Annotated in this window: 13 protein-coding genes; 5 read left to right on the top strand and 8 right to left on the bottom strand. The window is 73.3% G+C overall.

Annotated elements, in window-relative coordinates; translation table 11 throughout:
• Nucleotides 1-271: 271 nt before the first annotated feature.
• Both AC1WTP_RS10285 and AC1WTP_RS10280 read left to right on the top strand, forming a co-directional pair.
• Nucleotides 272-1,033, top strand: a complete 762-nt coding sequence (locus AC1WTP_RS10285; RefSeq protein ID WP_481649020.1) for a carbohydrate ABC transporter permease — start codon at nucleotides 272-274, stop codon at nucleotides 1,031-1,033.
• A complete protein-coding gene (locus AC1WTP_RS10280; protein ID WP_481648985.1) occupies nucleotides 1,030-3,462 on the top strand; it encodes a glycoside hydrolase family 2 protein in 2,433 nt (810 codons plus the stop codon). Before AC1WTP_RS10285 ends, AC1WTP_RS10280 begins: the two co-directional genes overlap by 4 nt.
• Nucleotides 3,463-3,621: 159 nt before the next feature.
• Here AC1WTP_RS10280 and AC1WTP_RS10275 read toward each other — a convergent pair whose 3' ends face one another.
• The 6 genes from AC1WTP_RS10275 to AC1WTP_RS10250 are packed head-to-tail and all read right to left on the bottom strand — an operon-like array spanning nucleotide 3,622 to nucleotide 8,610.
• Complete coding sequence (locus tag AC1WTP_RS10275; RefSeq protein ID WP_481648984.1) at nucleotides 3,622-4,365, bottom strand: copper homeostasis protein CutC; 744 nt, start codon at nucleotides 4,363-4,365, stop codon at nucleotides 3,622-3,624.
• Nucleotides 4,365-5,387, bottom strand: coding sequence for an asparaginase (locus AC1WTP_RS10270; RefSeq protein ID WP_481648983.1), 1,023 nt, complete (start codon nucleotides 5,385-5,387; stop codon nucleotides 4,365-4,367). The genes AC1WTP_RS10275 and AC1WTP_RS10270 overlap by 1 nt, the downstream gene beginning before the upstream one ends.
• Nucleotides 5,384-6,253 (bottom strand): amino acid ABC transporter permease, encoded by an 870-nt coding sequence (locus tag AC1WTP_RS10265; protein ID WP_481648982.1) that lies wholly within the window; start codon nucleotides 6,251-6,253, stop codon nucleotides 5,384-5,386. Before AC1WTP_RS10265 ends, AC1WTP_RS10270 begins: the two co-directional genes overlap by 4 nt.
• Complete coding sequence (locus AC1WTP_RS10260; protein ID WP_447135738.1) at nucleotides 6,250-6,894, bottom strand: amino acid ABC transporter permease; 645 nt, start codon at nucleotides 6,892-6,894, stop codon at nucleotides 6,250-6,252. Before AC1WTP_RS10260 ends, AC1WTP_RS10265 begins: the two co-directional genes overlap by 4 nt.
• A 16-nt stretch (nucleotides 6,895-6,910) precedes the next feature.
• On the bottom strand, nucleotides 6,911-7,864 hold the full coding sequence (locus AC1WTP_RS10255; RefSeq protein WP_481648981.1) for a glutamate ABC transporter substrate-binding protein: 954 nt from the start codon (nucleotides 7,862-7,864) through the stop codon (nucleotides 6,911-6,913).
• A gap of 17 nt (nucleotides 7,865-7,881) precedes the next feature.
• A complete protein-coding gene (locus tag AC1WTP_RS10250; protein WP_481648980.1) occupies nucleotides 7,882-8,610 on the bottom strand; it encodes an amino acid ABC transporter ATP-binding protein in 729 nt (242 codons plus the stop codon).
• A gap of 192 nt (nucleotides 8,611-8,802) precedes the next feature.
• Between AC1WTP_RS10250 and AC1WTP_RS10245 the strand changes: the two genes are divergently transcribed.
• A complete protein-coding gene (locus AC1WTP_RS10245) occupies nucleotides 8,803-9,996 on the top strand; it encodes an ROK family transcriptional regulator (protein WP_481648979.1) in 1,194 nt (397 codons plus the stop codon).
• Between the two features lie 212 nt (nucleotides 9,997-10,208).
• Here the strand turns inward: AC1WTP_RS10245 and AC1WTP_RS10240 are convergent, their stop codons facing one another.
• Nucleotides 10,209-10,508: a hypothetical protein gene (locus AC1WTP_RS10240; protein ID WP_481648978.1), complete on the bottom strand. Its 300-nt coding sequence runs from the start codon at nucleotides 10,506-10,508 to the stop codon at nucleotides 10,209-10,211.
• Between the two features lie 55 nt (nucleotides 10,509-10,563).
• Nucleotides 10,564-12,411, bottom strand: coding sequence for a dihydroxy-acid dehydratase (gene ilvD, locus AC1WTP_RS10235; protein WP_481648977.1), 1,848 nt, complete (start codon nucleotides 12,409-12,411; stop codon nucleotides 10,564-10,566).
• Between the two features lie 129 nt (nucleotides 12,412-12,540).
• Here ilvD and AC1WTP_RS10230 point away from each other — a divergent pair, with 129 nt between their 5' ends.
• Nucleotides 12,541-14,889: a putative bifunctional diguanylate cyclase/phosphodiesterase gene (locus tag AC1WTP_RS10230; protein ID WP_481649019.1), complete on the top strand. Its 2,349-nt coding sequence runs from the start codon at nucleotides 12,541-12,543 to the stop codon at nucleotides 14,887-14,889.
• A gap of 231 nt (nucleotides 14,890-15,120) precedes the next feature.
• Entirely contained in the window at nucleotides 15,121-17,007 is a 1,887-nt protein-coding gene (locus tag AC1WTP_RS10225; RefSeq protein WP_481648976.1) for an acetolactate synthase large subunit, read from the top strand.
• The last annotated feature ends 39 nt before the right edge of the window (nucleotides 17,008-17,046 follow it).

Raw genomic sequence — 17,046 nt, 5'->3', positions numbered from 1 at the left:
GCCCGGTAGGGGCGGCCCGTACGGTGGCGTCACTTATCCGGTTCAGTCAACGCTCCTCGATGTCGGGAGCGTTCCCAACATTGCCCGGAGATGACATGAGACGCTCCCTGACGCGCTGGGTCAGAACGGCCGCGGTCGGCGCGGTCAGTGGGCTGGCGGGACCTGAATCTCGGCTACGCCGCCGCGATGTCCTGGGCGCTCTTCCGGCACCGTCTGGACCTACCTGTTCCTGAGCGTCGTGATCGCGTTCTCCGCGTTCCCGCTCTACTGGATGTTCGTCATCGCGACGAACACCGACGAGGCGCTGGCCAAGATCCCGCCGCAGGTGCTGCCCGGCGGGCAGCTGGCCACCAACCTGCGTGAGGTCTTCTCCATGCAGGACGTGTTCTTCCTCCAGTCGCTCGGCAACAGCGTGATCGTGTCGTCGGTGGTGACGGCCTCGGTGCTCCTGTTCTGCTCGCTGGCCGGCTTCGCCTTCGCCAAGCTGCGCTTCAAGGGACGCAACGCGCTGATGGTCATGGTCATCCTGACCATGACGGTGCCGAACCAGCTCGGTGTCGTCGCGCTCTATATCCTGATGGGCCACATGCCGGGCGAGGGTGGTTGGAACGGCACCCTCCTCGCGGTGATCGTGCCCGGCCTGGTCAGCGCGTTCGGGGTGTTCTACATGCGGCAGTTCATCCTCGACGCGGTGCCGGACGAGCTGATCGAGGCCGGGCGGATGGACGGCGCGAGCACCATGCGGATCTTCTGGAGCGTCGTGGTGCCGGCCGTCCGGCCCGCGATGGCGGTGCTCGGCCTGCTGACCTTCGTCGCCACCTGGAACGAGTTCCAGTGGCCGCTGATCACCCTCGGCGGCACCGACTACCCGACCTCGATGGTCGCCCTCTCCGACCTCGCCAGCGGCAACTACGTGCTGTGCCGCCGGGTGCTGGCCGGCGCCCTGGTCGCCACCGTTCCGCTGCTGGTGATGCTCTTCATCGGTGGCCGTCAGATCGTCCGCGGAATCATGGAAGGTGCGGTGAAGTCGTGACCCCGTTGCACGAGGGCTGGACCCTGCGGGCGGTTGACGGACCGCAGGTCCCGGCCGGGATCGCCGGTCGGCCGGTGCCGGCGACAGTGCCCGGTTGCGTGCACACCGACCTGCTCGCCGCCGGGCTGATCCCCGACCCGTTCCTCGACGACAACGAGCGCGCGCTGGCCTGGATCGGCCGCACCGACTGGATCTACGAGACGACGTTCGGCCACCAGCCGGGCGGCGAGGAGCGGGTCGACCTGGTCTGCGCCGGCCTGGACACGGTGGCCACGGTGAGCCTCAACGGGGTCGAGGTCGGCCGCACCGAGAACATGCACCGCGGGTACCGGTTCGACGTGCGGGCGCTGCTGCGACCGGGCGCCAACACGCTGGCCGTCCGGTTCGACTCCGCCTACCGGTACGCGGAGGCGCACCGGGACCGGCTCGGCGACCGGCCGAACGCCTACCCGGAGCCGTTCCACTTCATCCGGAAGATGGCCTGCAACTTCGGCTGGGACTGGGGGCCGACCCTGGTCACCGCCGGCATCTGGCAGCGGATCGGGCTGCACGCCTGGTCCACCGCCCGGCTGGCCACCGTCCGTCCACTGGTGACCGTCGACGGGCCGGACGGGCGGGTGGAGCTGCACGTCGAGGTCGAGCGGGCCGGCGCGGCGCCGGTCACCGTGCACGCCACGGTGGCCGGCGCCACCGGCAGCGCGACCATCCCGGCCGGGGAGCGCGTGGCCGTGCTGACCCTCGCCGTCCGCGAACCCGCCCGCTGGTGGCCCCGGGGGTACGGCGAGCAGGCCCGGTATCCGCTGGAGGTGACCCTGCGCGGCCCGGACGGGCGGACGCTGGACACCTGGTCGCGGCGGATCGGCTTCCGCTCGGTCCGGCTGGACACCGGGCCGGACGCGCACGGCTCGGCGTTCACCCTGTCGGTCAACGACGTCCCGGTCTTCGTCCGGGGCGTCAACTGGATCCCGGACGACCCGTTCCCGAGCCGGATCACCCGCGAGCGGCTGGCCCAGCGGTTGCACCAGGCCGCCGACGCCAACGTCAACCTGCTGCGGATCTGGGGCGGCGGCCGGTACGAGTCGGCCGACTTCTACGACCTGGCCGACGCGCTGGGGCTGCTGGTGCAGCAGGACTTCCTCTTCGCCTGCGCGGCGTACCCGGAGGAGGAGCCGTTCGCCACCGAGGTGGCCGCCGAAGCCGCCGAACAGGTGGTCCGGCTGGCCGGCCACCCCTCCCTGGTGCTCTGGACCGGCAACAACGAGAACCTCTGGGGCTGGCACGACTGGAACTGGCGGGAGCCGCTCGCCGGACGCACCTGGGGGCGCGGCTACTACCTCGACCTGCTGCCCCGGATCGTCGGCGAGCTGGACCCGACCCGCCCGTACTGGCCGGGCAGCCCCTGGTCGGGCAGCGAGGAGATCCACCCGAACGACCCGGCGCACGGCACCACGCACATCTGGGACGTCTGGAACACCGACGACTACGTCAGGTACCGGGAGTACACGCCCCGGTTCGTCGCCGAGTTCGGCTACCAGGCGCCCCCGGCGTACGCCACGCTGCGCCGGGCGCTCTCCGACGACCCGCTGGCACCGGACTCCCCGGGCATGGCGCACCACCAGAAGGCGATCGACGGCTCCCGCAAGCTGCGCCGGGGACTGGTGGCGCACCTGCCGGAACCGCGCGACTTCGCCGACTGGCACTGGCTCACCCAGCTCAACCAGGCCCGGGCGATCCAGCTCGGGGTGGAACACTTCCGGTCGCTGCGGCCGGTCTGCATGGGCAGCATCGTCTGGCAGCTCAACGACTGCTGGCCGGTGACCTCCTGGTCGGCGGTGGACGGCGACGGCCGGCGCAAGCCGCTCTGGTACGCGCTGCGCCGCGCGTACGCCGACCGGCTGCTCACCGTGCAGCCCCGCGACGGCGGGCTGGCCCTGGTGGCGGTCAACGACGGCGGCACGCCGTGGCGGGCGGCGGTGTCGGTGACCCGGCTGACCCTGGGCGGGGCGCCACGGGCGAAGACGACGCTGGAGCTGGACGTGCCGGCGTACGACGCGGTGACGCTGGCCCTGCCGGCGGAGCTGGCCCGGCCGGACGAGGCCCGGGCCGAGCTGCTGGTCGCCGAGGCGGGGGAGCCGGCCGGGCGGGCGCTCTGGTTCTTCGCCGAGGACCGGGAGATCTCCTGGCCGGCGGCGCGCTGGGACGCGGTGGTCGAGCCGTCGACCGACGGGCAGCGGGTCCGGGTCACCGCCCGGACGGTGCTGCGCGACCTCACCCTCTTCCCGGACCGGCTCGATCCGGCGGCGACCGTGGACGAGGCACTGGTCACCCTGCTGCCGGGCGAGTCGGCCACCTTCACCGTGCGCTCACCCAGGCCGCTGGACCCGGCGGCGCTGACCACCCGCCCGGTGCTCCGCTGCGTCAACGACTGACCACCGGCCGGAACGCCGGGTCCTCCGGGTGCGATCGGTTGGGCCGGCGTGCCCCGTGGGGCTCGCGCCGGATCCGCCGGTGCCAGGCCCGGAAGACGACGATCCGGCGGGGGCGCCTCCCCGCCGGATCGTCCGGTAAAGCGTTCAGCGGCCGGGCGGTCAGCCCCGGGCGGCGGCGAGCACCTGGCCGACCAGCTCGCCGGAGGTGCCGGAGCGCTCGTACTCCGGACGGTGCAGGGCGCCGCCCATCAGCGGCCGCGGGTTGCGGTGCACGGCGGGGCTGTCCGAGGTCACCAGCGCGGCGAAGTGGTACTCCGCAGCGCCGGTCGCCTCGATGATCCGGGTGATGTTGCGCGGGGTGATGCCACCACCCGGCATGACCACGATGCGCCGCCCGGCCCGGCGGACCAGCTCGGCGATGAGGGGAGCGCCCTCCAGCACGCTCACCTCCTGGCCCGAGGTCAGCACCCGGTCCACCCCCAGCTCGACGAGCTGCTCCAGCGCCTGGAACGGGTCCCGGACCATGTCGAACGCCCGGTGGAAGGTGACGCTGGCGGTGCCGGCCGCCTCGATCAGCCTGCGGGTGGTGGGGACGTCGATGTCGCCCTCGGCGGTCAGCGCCCCGATCACCACGCCGTGCGCGCCGGCCGCCACCGCCGCCTGCACGTCGCGCACCATCGCGTCGACCTCGGCCGGGGAGTAGATGAAGTCACCGGCCCGCGGCCGGACGATGACGTGCACCCGGATCCGGTCCACGCTGCGCAGCGCCGTCTCGATGGTGCCGATGCTGGGCGTCAGCCCGCCCTCGAACAGCGCGGAGCAGAGCTCCACCCGATCGGCGCCGGCCGCCTCGGCGGCGATCGCCCCCTCGACGCTGTCGATGCAGATCTCGAATGTCGTCATCAGTCTTCCCTCTCCGTGCGGGACGGCCCCGCGGTCCAATCGATGGCGGCGGTGACGGCGCCCACCGGTTCGCCCCCGCCGAGCACCGGCACCCGGCGCAGCTCCGGGGCGCCGTCGACCGCCGCGCCGGCTGCCGCCAGGGCGTCCAGCGCGATCGCGGTGGTGGCCCGGGGGCTGCCGTCGATCACCTTCACGGCGACCGCGTACCCGTCGGGGGTCGCCACCCCGAGCACGCCCTCGGCGCCGCCCTTGGCGAGCACCCCGGGCAGCGCCCGCATGAGGTCGGTGTTCGGGTGGCCGTGCCACCCGCCGACGTACTCCGGGTGGCGGCGCATCGCCTCGGCCACCCGCGCCTCGGCGCTGCCCGGCGCCGCCTGGGCGAGGGCCTGGAACGTGCGGGCCAGGCCGGTCAGCGGCAGGCCGAACAGCGGCGCCCCGCAGCCGTCCACCGCGACGGTGCTGACCGGGGCGCCGGCCAGCCGGGCGACGGCGGTGGCGGCGTGCCGTTGCAGGGGGTGCGCCGGGTCGAGGTAGTCCTTCGTGGACCAGCCCCGGGCGACGGCGGCCACCAGCATCGCGGCGTGCTTGCCCGAGCAGTTCATCCGGATCCGGCTGCGCTGCGCGCCGGCGCGGATCAGGCGGTCCCGGGTCGGCTCGTCCTCCGGCCAGTCGACCGGGCAGCCGAGCGCCTCCTCGGTCAGCCCGGCGGTGCCCAGCAGGTCGTGTACCACGGCCACGTGCCGGTCGTCGCCGGTGTGGCTGCCAGCGGCGATGGCCAGCGCGGGGCCGGTGAGGGCCCGGGCCGCCGGAGACCCGACGCCGGCGGCCTCCGCGGCGGTCAGGCAGGCCAGCGCCTGCACCGGCTTGAGGGTGGAGCGGGGCAGCACCGGCTCGTCGGGTACGCCGGCGCTCAGCGCGACGGCGCCGGACGGGTCGAGCACCACCACGCTGCCCAGGTGCCGGCTCTCCACGAAGCCGTTGCGGGTCACCCGGGCCAGTTCGGCGTACGGGACAGTGGTCACCGGGCGTTACCCCCTTGCAGCAGCGGTGCGGACGGGTCCGGCTCGGCCGACCGGCCGCGGGCGGTGAACCGCCCGTTGCGGGCCTGCAGGACGCGGGCGAACTTCGACAGCGAGGCGTTGACCACCAGGTAGATCAGCGCCACCACCAGGAACGTCTGGATCAGCAGGTTGGTGTACGAGGCGAGCACCTGGCCGCTGTAGAGCAGCTCGGTGTAGCTGACCACGAAACCGAGCGAGGTGTCCTTGAGCAGCCCGACCAGCTGGCTGACCAGGGAGGGGGTCAGCTGGAGCAGGGCCTGCGGCAGCACGACGAGCCGCATCACCTGCCCCCGGCGCAACCCGATCGCCAGGCCGGCCTCGGTCTGGCCCCGGTCGAGCGCCTTGATGCCGGCCCGGAAGATCTCGGCGAACGCCGCCGAGTTGGAGACCACCAGCGGCACCACGAGCTTCCAGAACAGCGGGAAGTTCAGGCCGTACTGGGGGAGCGCGAAGAGCGTCACGTAGATCAGCAGCAGCGCGGGTACGGTCCGGAAGATCTCCACGTACGCGCCGGCCAGCCACCGTACCGGCCGGTGCGCGGAGAGCCGGCCGAGTGCCAGCAGCAGCCCGAGCGCGGAGCTGAGCACGGCGGTCGCCGCGGCGGCGAGCAGGGTGGCCCAGAGCGCGTCGAGCAGGTAGCGCCAGATCGGCCAGGTGGTGAAGGGCTGCCACCGGTCGGCGGCGAGTTCGCCGTAGCTGGCGAACCGGTGCACCGCCCAGGCGAGCCCGCCGAGGACGGCGAGCGCGCCCAGCACGGTGGCGATCCGGATCCGGCGTTGCGCCCGCGGCCCCGGTACGTCGAAGAGGACCTGCTGGTTCGGCTTCATCGGACGATCGCCAACCTTCGTTCCAGCGTGCCGGTGAGCCGACCGATCAGCAGCGCCAGCAGCATGTAGGCGAGGCCGGCGCCGGTGAAGACGGCGATCGGCTGGGCCTCGACGAGGTTGACGTTGTTGGCGGCCTGGGTCAGCTCCACCACCCCGACCGCGGCGGCCAGCGAGGTGTTCATCAGCAGCGCGATGCAGATGTTGCCCATCGGCTGGATCACCGCGCGCAGTCCCTGCGGCAGGATGACGTACCGCAGGGACTGGCTGAAGGTGAGCCCGATGGCGCGCGCCGCCTCGGCCTGCCCCACGCCCACCGTGTTGATCCCGGCCCGGATCGCCTCGGCCAGGTACGCCCCCTCGTAGGCGGCGATCACGATCGCCGCCGAGGTGAACAGCGGGAACGTGATGCCGATCGTGGGCAGCGCGAAGACGAAGAGCACCAGCAGGGCCAGCAGCGGCAGGTTCTGCAGCACCTCGACGTAGACCATGCCGACGGAACGCAGCAGCGGCACCGGGCAGACCCGCAGCGTCGCCACGACGACGCCGAGCAGCAGCGCGCCGATGGTGGTCACGACGGTCAGCTGGACCGTCGTGACCAGCCCGTGGCCGAGTTCGTCGAGGTGGGCGGTGAGGGCTTCCATGGCGGGTTGGGGGTCCTCAGGAACCTTCGACGGAGCCGATCGCCGGCGGGGTGGGCGTGCCGCCCTCCACCACCGAGCCGAGGGTGCTCTCCCAGACCTTGGCCCAGGTGCCGTCGGCCTGGATCTTCCGCAGCCAGTTGTTGACGAACTCCTTGAACTGCGCGTCCTCCTTGTTGAGGCCGATGCCGTACGCCTCGGTGGTGAACGGCTCGCCGACCACCTTCATCCCCGGGTTCGCCTTGGCGCCCGACGCGAGCAGGGTGAAGTCCTGCACGTACGCGTCGCCGCGCTTCTGCAGCAGCGCCTGCACCGCCTGCGGGTCGGTGGCGAAGGCGACCTGCTTCGAGCCGGGGGCGGCGCTCGGCAGCGCGGTGACCGCCGGGGTGTTCGCGCCGACGATGACGGTCTTGCCGGCCAGGTCCTGGACGCCCTTGATGCCGGTCTCGTCCTTGCGCACCGCGACGGCCAGCCCGGAGGTCAGGTACGGCCCGGCGAAGGCGACCTGGGTGGCCCGCTGCGGGGTGATCGTGTAGGTCTGGAAGACCGCGTCGACCGACTTCGCCTGGAGCATCGCCTCCCGGGTCTGGGTGCCGATGGTCACCGTCTTCACCTCGGGCTTGCCGATGATGTACTTGGCCAGCAGCTTGGCCATGTCGGCGTCGAAGCCCTCGATCTGGCCGGTGACCGGGTTCTGCTGGGACAGCAGCGGGGCATCCAGCGAGCCGCCGACGTTCAGGTAGCCGCGCTTGCGGATCATGTCCATGGTGGAGCCGGCCGGGATCTCGGCGTCCGACGCCACCGGGGCGGCGTCGAACACGGACTGGGCCACCTTCTCGCCGCCGGCGTTGCCGGGCAGGGTCGGGGCGGAGCCGCCGTCGCCGCAGCCGGCGGCGGCGAGCGCGACGGTCACCGCCGTCGCGGCCACGGTCAGCGCGCGGCGTCGCGTGAAGCTCGTGTGGAGAAACGACATGCCACCCTCCTCGGGGGTCAGTGCTGGAGGATCTTGGAGAGGAAGTCGCGCGCCCGCTCGGTGCTCGGGGCGGCGAAGAACTCGTCGGGGGTGCCGGACTCGACGATCCGGCCGTCGTCCATGAAGACGACCCGGTCCGCGGCGCGGCGGGCGAAGCCCATCTCGTGGGTCACCACGATCATGGTCATCCCCTCGGCGGCGAGGGAGACCATCACGTCCAGGACCTCGTTGACCATCTCCGGGTCCAGGGCCGAGGTCGGCTCGTCGAAGAGCAGCACCTTCGGCCGCATGGCCAGCGCCCGGGCGATTGCCGCCCGCTGCTGCTGCCCGCCGGAGAGCTGCGCCGGGTAGTGGTCGGCCTTGTCGGCGATGCCGACCCGGTCGAGCAGGGCCAGTGCCTGCTCGCACGCCTCGGCCCGGAACACCCGGCGGACCTTCACCGGGCCCAGCGTGACGTTGTCCAGCACGGTCCGGTGGCCGAACAGGTTGAACGACTGGAAGACCATGCCGACGTCGGCGCGCAGCCGGGCGAGCTTGCGCCCCTCGGCCGGCAGCGGCTCGCCGTCGATCTCGATGCTGCCGTCGCCGGCGACCTCGAGGCGGTTGAGGCAGCGGCAGAGCGTCGACTTGCCGGAACCGGACGGGCCGATCACGACCACCACCTCGCCGGCGGCCACCGTCAGGTCGACGTCCTTGAGCACGTGCAGCGGGCCGAACCACTTCTGCAGGCCGCGGACGGCCACCATCGGCCGGCCCGGGCGGGTTGGCCCGGTCCGACCCGCGAGGTCGGGTGCCGCCGTCGATGCCACAGCTCGCCTCACTTTCTACGCCAACCGAACGAAGTTAAGCACTTCCCGAATCAACGTCGCCATCTAATGCGAGAGGACAAACGAAGTCAACAGCTTGCCGGGACGAAGTTCGGATGCTATGAACCTCGCGTGACGATTGACGACGCCCCGCGTGACGGCCTGCGCGGCGGCCCACGGGAGCTGCTCCGGTTGGTGGCCAGCGGGGCGGCGGTCAGTCGTGCGGATCTCGCCCGGCTCTCCGGGCTGTCGCCGTCCACCGTCTCGCAGCGGGTCGAGGCGCTGATCAGCGAGGGGCTGCTCCAGGAGACCGGCGCCGGCAAGTCCCGGGGCGGCCGTCGTCCGCGCCAGCTCGCGGTGCCCACCGGCGGTGCGCTGATCGGGGCGATCGACCTGGGCGCGCACCACGCCCGGCTCGGCACCCTCGACCTCACCGGACGGGTGGTCGAGGTCCGGTCCCGGCCGGTCCGGATCGAGGACGGGCCGGAGGCCGTGCTCGGCGCGTTGCTCGACGAGGTCACCGCGCTGGCGCCCGGCGCCGACGCCACGGTGCCCGGCCAGCGGGAGCCCGCCGCCGCGGCGGGAGGTGCGCTGCGCGGCATCGGCATCGGCATCCCCGGCCCGGTCCAGTACGGCACCGGCCGGATCGTCAGCCCCTCCCGGATGCCCGGCTGGAACGGCTTCGACGTGCGCGAGTTCTGCGCCCGGCGGACCGACGTCCCGGTCGTGGTGGACAACGACGCCAACCTGATGGCGCTCGGCGAGCACCGGGCGGTCCACGCCGAGCTCGACCACGCGGTCTACGTCAAGGCCGGCACCGGCATCGGCGCCGGCGTCATCTCCGGCGGCCGGCTGCACCGGGGCGCGCAGGGCTCGGCCGGGGACATCAGCCACTGCCGGGTGGTGGCCGACCCGGGGCCGCTGTGCAGCTGCGGCAACACCGGTTGCCTGGAGGCGGTGGCCAGCGGCGCGGCCCTGGTCGCGGCGCTGGGCGAGCAGGGCGTACCGGTCGAGGACCTGACCGGCGTGATGCGGCTGATCGACGACGGCGACCGGCACGCCACGGCGCTGGCCCGCCGGGCCGGCCGGTCGATCGGCGAGATCCTCGCGGTGGTGGTCAACTTCTTCAACCCGCAGGTCGTCGCGATCGGCGGCCGGCTCGCCGAGTGCGAGCCGCTGCTGGCCAGCATGCGGGCCACCCTCTACGAGCGGTGCCTGCCACTGGCCACCCAGGCGCTGCTCATCGAGCGGGTCGTCACCGGCCCCGACGTCGGCATCATGGGCGCGGCGCAGCTGGTCATCGACCGGGTCGTCGACCCCGCCTGACGGCTGGGGATCCTGGTCCGAAGGGGACCCTGGCGGCTGACTCGCGGCTGCCCGCCGAGATCCACTCCATGCGCGGGCCACCGGATGGGCGTGTCGTCACGGGTCGGCACGCTGTCCCGCGGGCGTGATACCTGAGAGGCATTTTGATGACCGTGAGGTATCAGGGTCGTTCGTGCGGCCCACCGGGCCGGGATGCCGTGGCCGCGCGTCCCTCAGTCGGGCAGCGCGCCCAGCACGGCCGCCCGCCACGCCGCCCGGTGGGCGTCGCCGCGATGGTGGCGCAGCGCGCCCAGCCGCGAGGTCAGCCGCAGCGCCGGCGAGGCGTCCGCCGGCTCGTGGACCGGGGCCATCGCCCGGAACCCGGGCCCGCCGGTGGCCAGCCGTGCGCCAGCAGCCGGCCGACCAGGTCGGCGAGCCGGGGCACCACACGCCGCGATCCGGGCCCGGGCGGCCTGCCGGGCGCCCACGTACACCCGGTCGACCACCGGCCGGATCAGCCCCGCGTAACTCATGGTCGCCTCTCCCGACGCCGGACCCTACCGGCGCCGGGGAGGGGCGTGGGAGCGGCTACTCCGGGACCCGGCGGTAGGCGCCGTCGCTGGCCGAGGTGGCCATCGAGGCGTACGCCCGCAGCGCCGCCGAGACGGGCCGCTGCCGGTCGGTCGGGGTGTACGGGCGGTCCCGCTTCTCCTCGGCGACCCGGCGGGCCTGGAGCACGTCCTCCGGGACGTTCAGCTCGATCGAGCGGCCCGGGATGTCGATGACGATCTCGTCGCCCTCCCGGACCAGCGCGATCAGCCCGCCGGAGGCGGCCTCGGGGGAGACGTGCCCGATGGAGAGCCCGGAGGTGCCGCCGGAGAACCGCCCGTCGGTGAGCAGCGCGCAGGCCCGGCCCAGGCCCCGGCCCTTGAGGAACGAGGTGGGGTAGAGCATCTCCTGCATGCCCGGGCCGCCCTTCGGCCCCTCGTAGCGGATCACCACCACGTCGCCGGCGACGACCTGCTTGTTGAGGATCGCCTCGACGGCCGCGTCCTGGGACTCGTAGACCTTGGCCGGGCCGCGGAAGGTCAGGCACTCCTCGGGCACCCCGGCGGTCTTCACCACGCAGCCGTCCGGCGCCAGGTTGCCGTGCAGGATGGCCAGGCCGCCGTCGGCGGAGTAGGCGTGCTCGCGGTCCCGGACGCAGCCGCCGGCCGGGTCGGTGTCCAGCGACGACCAGCGGTTGGTGGTGGAGAACGGCTCGGTGGTGCGCACCCCGCCCGGCGCGGCGTGGAACAGCTCGACCGCCTCCGGGGTCGCCGAGCCGCCCCGGACGTCCCAGTCGGCCAGCCACCGCGTCAACGTGCGGGAGTGCACGGCGTGCACCTCCCGGTTGAGCAGGCCGGCCCGGTCCAGCTCGCCGAGGATGGCCGGGATGCCGCCGGCCCGGTGCACGTCCTCCATGTGGTACTGCGGCGAGTTCGGCGCGACCTTGGCCAGGCAGGGCACCCGGCGGGAGATCGCGTCGATGTCGGCCACGCCGAAGTCCAGCTCGGCCTCGCGGGCGGCGGCGAGCAGGTGCAGGATCGTGTTGGTCGAGCCGCCCATCGCCACGTCCAGGGCCACCGCGTTCTCGAACGCGGCCCGGTTGGCGATCGCGCGGGGCAGCACCGAGGCGTCGTCGCCGTCGTACCACCGCTTGGCGATCTCCACGACGGTGCGCCCGGCCTCGACGAAGAGGGACCGGCGCGCGGCGTGGGTGGCCAGCGTCGAGCCGTTGCCCGGCAGCGCCAGCCCGATCGCCTCGGTCAGGCAGTTCATCGAGTTGGCGGTGAACATGCCCGAGCAGGAGCCGCAGGTCGGGCAGGCCGACCGCTCGATGGCGCCGAGCTGGTCGTCGGTGACCGCCTCGTTGGAGGAGGCGATCATCGCGTCGATCAGATCGATCTTGGAGTGCACCACGCCCTCGATCGCCACCGTCTTGCCGGCCTCCATCGGGCCGCCGGAGACGAAGACGGTGGGGATGTTCAGCCGCAACGCGGCCAGCAGCATGCCCGGGGTGATCTTGTCGCAGTTCGAGATGCAGACCAGGGCGTCCGCGCAGTGCGCGTTGACCATGTACTCCACCGCGTCGGCGATCAGCTCGCGGCTGGGCAGCGAGTAGAGCATGCCGCCGTGCCCCATGGCGATGCCGTCGTCGACCGCGATGGTGTTGAACTCCCGCCCCACGCCGCCGGCCTCGGCCACCGCGTCCGCCACCAGGCCGCCGAGGTCCTTGAGGTGCACGTGACCGGGTACGAACTGGGTGAAACTGTTGGCGATGGCGACGATCGGCTTGCCGAAGTCGTCGTCGGTCATCCCGGTGGCCCGCCAGAGGGCCCGGGCACCGGCCATCGTCCGACCGTGCGTGGAGGTCTTCGACCGCAGCTCAGGCATGGCTACCAGTCTGGCACCGCCGGCGCGACCGCCGGTGGGCGTGTACGACGTGTCCCAACAGATGCACGCCCGGTCCCCCACGGGGGGCGCTCATCCGGCACAGTTGAGGACGTGCATCTCCCCCCGGGCATGGTCGCGGTAGCGGTGCTGAGCGGGCTCGTGACCGCCTCGGCCGTCGCGCTGCTGACCGCCGCCGCCCGGGGTCGGCCGGCGCCGCACCGGCAGGCCCACCTGCTCTTCGCCGCGGCCGGCGCGGTGGGGCTGGGCACCGTGCTGACCGGGGTGACGGCGGTGTCCGGCGCGGCCGCGCACTGGGAGCACGAGCAGGGCACCCGCACCGACTGGGCCACCGTGGTGTCGGTCGGCACCGCGGTCGCCGGGCTGCTCTACTGCGCCGGGCTGTTCCGGCTGCCGGGCGTCGCCGCGACCGTGGCGGCGGCCACCCGGCTGGCCCTCGACGGGCTGATCATGGCGACGGCGTTCTGGTTCGTCGGCTGGGTGCTCTGCACCGAACCGACCCGGGTGCTGGGCGACGCCACCCCGATGGCCTGCCCGCCGATCCTGATCGCCACGGTCAGCGCCGCGCTGAGCGCGGGGCTGGCCCTGATCGTGGTCTTCCGCGCCCCGGCTCCACGCGCGCGGCTCGTCGCGGCCGGCGCCGGGGTCGTCGCGGTCACCGGTGGCGGGCTGGGGCTGGCGACCGGTCTCTGTCAGGCCGGGCCGGCGACGGCGCTGGCCTCGGCGGCGGTGCTCGGCGGCGGCGCGCTCACCGTCGCGCTGGCGGTCCACCGGGTCGATCCGCCGGCCGAGGTCGGCCCGGACCTGACCCGTCGCGACGGCGAGTACGCCCTGCTCCCGATGCTCGCCATGGCGGCCTCCGCGATCTACCACCTGCTGCAGGACGGCCGGTTCGACGCGCTCGCCGTCGCCGGCGGCACCGTGGTCGGGTTCGCCATGGTGGCCCGGCAGTACCTGACGCTGCACGACGTGCGCGGCTACGCCGGCCGGCTGGCCGAGCGCGAGGCGCACTTCCGCGAGCTGGCGCACACCGACGCGCTCACCGGCCTGGCCAACCGGCGCGGGCTGCTGCGCGCGCTGCACCGCTGCGCCGAGGCGGGCGCCCCGTGCGTGCTGCTCGGCCTCGACCTGGACGGCTTCAAGAACGTCAACGACATGCGCGGCCACGACGTGGGCGACGCGGTGCTGGCCGAGGTGGGCCGGCGGTTGCGCGGCAACCTGCGCCCGGGCGACGTGGCGGCCCGGCTCGGCGGGGACGAGTTCGCGGTGCTGCTGCACGGCCTGCCCGCCGACGCCGACCGGGTCGCCGAGCGGCTGCTCGGCGTGCTCGGCCGCGCCTACGACCAGCCCGAGGGGCCGGTCTTCCTCTCGGTGAGCATCGGCCTGGCGGGCTGGGCCGGGAAGCCGGACGTGGAACTGCTGCAGCGGCACGCCGACCTGGCGCTGCGCTACGCCAAGCAGCGCGGCAAGAACCGGATCGAGCGCTACGACGCGGCGTACGACCAGTTGCTGCGCCGGCGTACCACGCTCGAACACGAGCTGCGCGGCGCGATCGAGCGCGACGAGCTGCGGCTGGCGTTCCAGCCGGTGGCCTCGCTGCCCTCGGTGCGCCCGGTCGGCGCCGAGGCGCTGCTGCGCTGGCGCCACCCGCAGCTGGGCAACGTGCGCCCGGACGAGTTCATCCCGCTGGCCGAGGAGTGCGGGATGATCGCCAGGCTCGGCGCCTGGGTGCTGCACCAGGCCTGCCACCAGCTCTCCCGCTGGCTGGCCGACGGCCACGACGTGTGGGTGTCGGTGAACGTCTCGCCCCGCGAGCTGCACGCCCCGGAATACGTGGTCCAGGTGGCCGAGGCGCTGCGCGCCCACCACGTCCCGCCGCAGCGGCTGGTGCTGGAGGTCACCGAGCACGCGGTGGCCACCGACCTCGACGAGCTGATCCGGCGGCTGGCCGCGCTGCGGCTGACCGGGGTCCGGATCGCGCTGGACGACTTCGGCGCCGGCTACTCGTCGCTCGGGCAGCTGCGCCGCCTGCCGATCGACATCCTCAAGATCGACCACAGCCTGGTCGCCGAGCACGAGCCGGTCCGGCCGGTGGGGCGGGACGGCCCGGCGTTCGCGCCGATGGTCGACATCGTGATGCGGCTCGGCCACCAGCTCGGCCTGGAGGTGATCGCCGAGGGGGTGACCACGCCGGCGGAGCTGGCCGCGGTGGTCGCCGCCGGCTGCCGCTTCGGCCAGGGCGCGCTCTGCGGCTGGGGGGTCCCCGCCGAGCACCTGGAGGCGATGCTGGAGGCGGCCACCTCACCCGGCGCCCGCCCGGCGCGGCCGCCGGCACCGTTCCCGGCTCCGCCGGTCCTCGGGGCGGTCCGGCCACCCGCCCCGCGCCCCGCGCAGACCACGTCCGGGCAGGTCGGGCCGGGTGTCCCGGGCGCGTCGGGGGCGACGCGCCGCGATCCGTGAACCAACATGTGGGATCAGTTGACTCATCGCGTGAGATGCGTCAGGCTTGACCTCATGTCCCGGTCGCTGCGAGTACTTACCTGAGCGCACTCTCCACCGCTGAGAGTGCGCTGGCCCCGTGCATCCTGCACGAGGGCTTTTTTGTTGCCATCGAAACCCGTCGGAGCGGGCCCCGCCCGCGTTCCACCATCTGTTGAGCCGCACCCACTCCAGCCGAAGGCCTGAACCGCCATGACGAGACCCACGCCAGAGACACTCGCCCACTCCGCCCGGCGGGCGCGCACGGCCGCCGAGCCGGCGAGCGACGCCGACCACGCCGGCGCCGTCCGCTCCGCGGCCACCCCGGCCGTCCCGGGGGTACGCACACCCGCCCCGGCCCAGGTCTCCGGCGCCGGTTCGCTGGTGCGCTCCCTTGAGGCGCTCGGCGTGGACGTCGTCTTCGGCATCCCGGGCGGGGCGATCCTGCCCGCCTACGACCCGCTCTACGACTCCACCGTCCGGCACATCCTGGTCCGGCACGAGCAGGGCGCCGGGCACGCGGCGACCGGCTACGCGCAGGCCACCGGCAAGGTCGGCGTCTGCATCGCCACCTCCGGTCCCGGCGCGACCAACCTGGTCACCCCGATCGCCGACGCCTACATGGACTCGGTGCCGGTGGTCGCGATCACCGGCCAGGTGGCCCGGCCGTCGATCGGCACGGACGCCTTCCAGGAGGCGGACATCCAGGGCATCACCCTGCCGATCACCAAGCACAACTTTTTGGTGCAGAACGCCGACGAGATCCCCCGGGTGCTGGCCGAGGCGTTCCACCTGGCGGCCACCGGTCGGCCCGGGCCGGTGCTGGTCGACATCCCCAAGGACGTCCTCCAGTCGGCCACCACCTTCGCCTGGCCGCCGGCGCTGGACCTGCCCGGCTACCGGCCGACCCTGCACCCGCACGGCAAGCAGATCCGGGAGGCGGCCCGGCTGATGACCGGCGCCCGGCGACCGGTGCTCTACGTCGGCGGCGGCGTGCTCAAGGCCGGTGCCACCGAGGGGCTGCGCCGGCTGGCCGAGCTGACCGGCATCCCGGTGGTCACCACCCTGATGGCGCTCGGCGCGTTCCCCGACTCGCACCCCCAGCACCTCGGCATGCCGGGCATGCACGGCACGGTCGCCGCGGTCTACGGGTTGCAGAAGGCCGACCTGATCGTGGCCCTCGGCGCTCGGTTCGACGACCGGGTCACCGGCAAGCTGGACTCCTTCGCCCCGGACGCCACCGTGGTGCACGCCGACATCGACCCGGCCGAGATCGGCAAGAACCGGCACGCCGACGTGCCGATCGTCGGCGACGCCCGGCACGTGATCGACGAGCTGATCACCGCGGTGACGACGGAGCAGGCGGCCGGCCGCGGCGCCGACCTGGCCGACTGGTGGACCCAGCTCGACGACCTGCGCAAGCGTTACCCGCTGGGCTACGAGGAGCCGGCCGACGGCACCCTCTCCCCGCAGTACGTGATCAAGCGGCTGGGCGAGATCGCCGGCCCGGAGGCCATCTACGTGGCCGGCGTCGGCCAGCACCAGATGTGGGCCTCGCAGTTCATCTCCTACGAGAAGCCGTACACCTGGTTGAACTCCGGCGGCCTCGGCACCATGGGCTACGCGGTGCCGGCGGCGATGGGCGCCAAGGTGGGCAAGCCCGACACGGTGGTCTGGGCGGTGGACGGCGACGGCTGCTTCCAGATGACCAACCAGGAGCTGGCCACCTGCGCGCTGGAGGGCATCCCGGTCAAGATCGCCCTGATCAACAACGGCAACCTCGGCATGGTGCGGCAGTGGCAGACGCTCTTCTACGGGGAGCGCTACTCCAACACCGACCTCGGCACCCACAAGCACCGGATCCCCGACTTCGTGAAGCTCGCCGAGGCGCTCGGCTGCGTCGGGCTGCGCTGCGAGACGGCCGAGGACGTCGACAAGACCATCGAGGCCGCGATGGCCATCAACGACGCCCCGGTGGTCATCGACTTCGTGGTCGGCAAGGACGCCATGGTGTGGCCGATGGTCGCCGCCGGCACCAGCAACGACGAGATCATGTTCGCCCGCGGCGTCCGCCCGGTCTTCGACGAGGATGACATCTGACATGAGTGAGCGAAGCGAACGAATCATCAAGCTCAGTCG

It is taken from the genome of Micromonospora sp. R311, from assembly GCF_056780015.1.
This window is presented reverse-complemented; position numbering and strand designations above follow the sequence as displayed.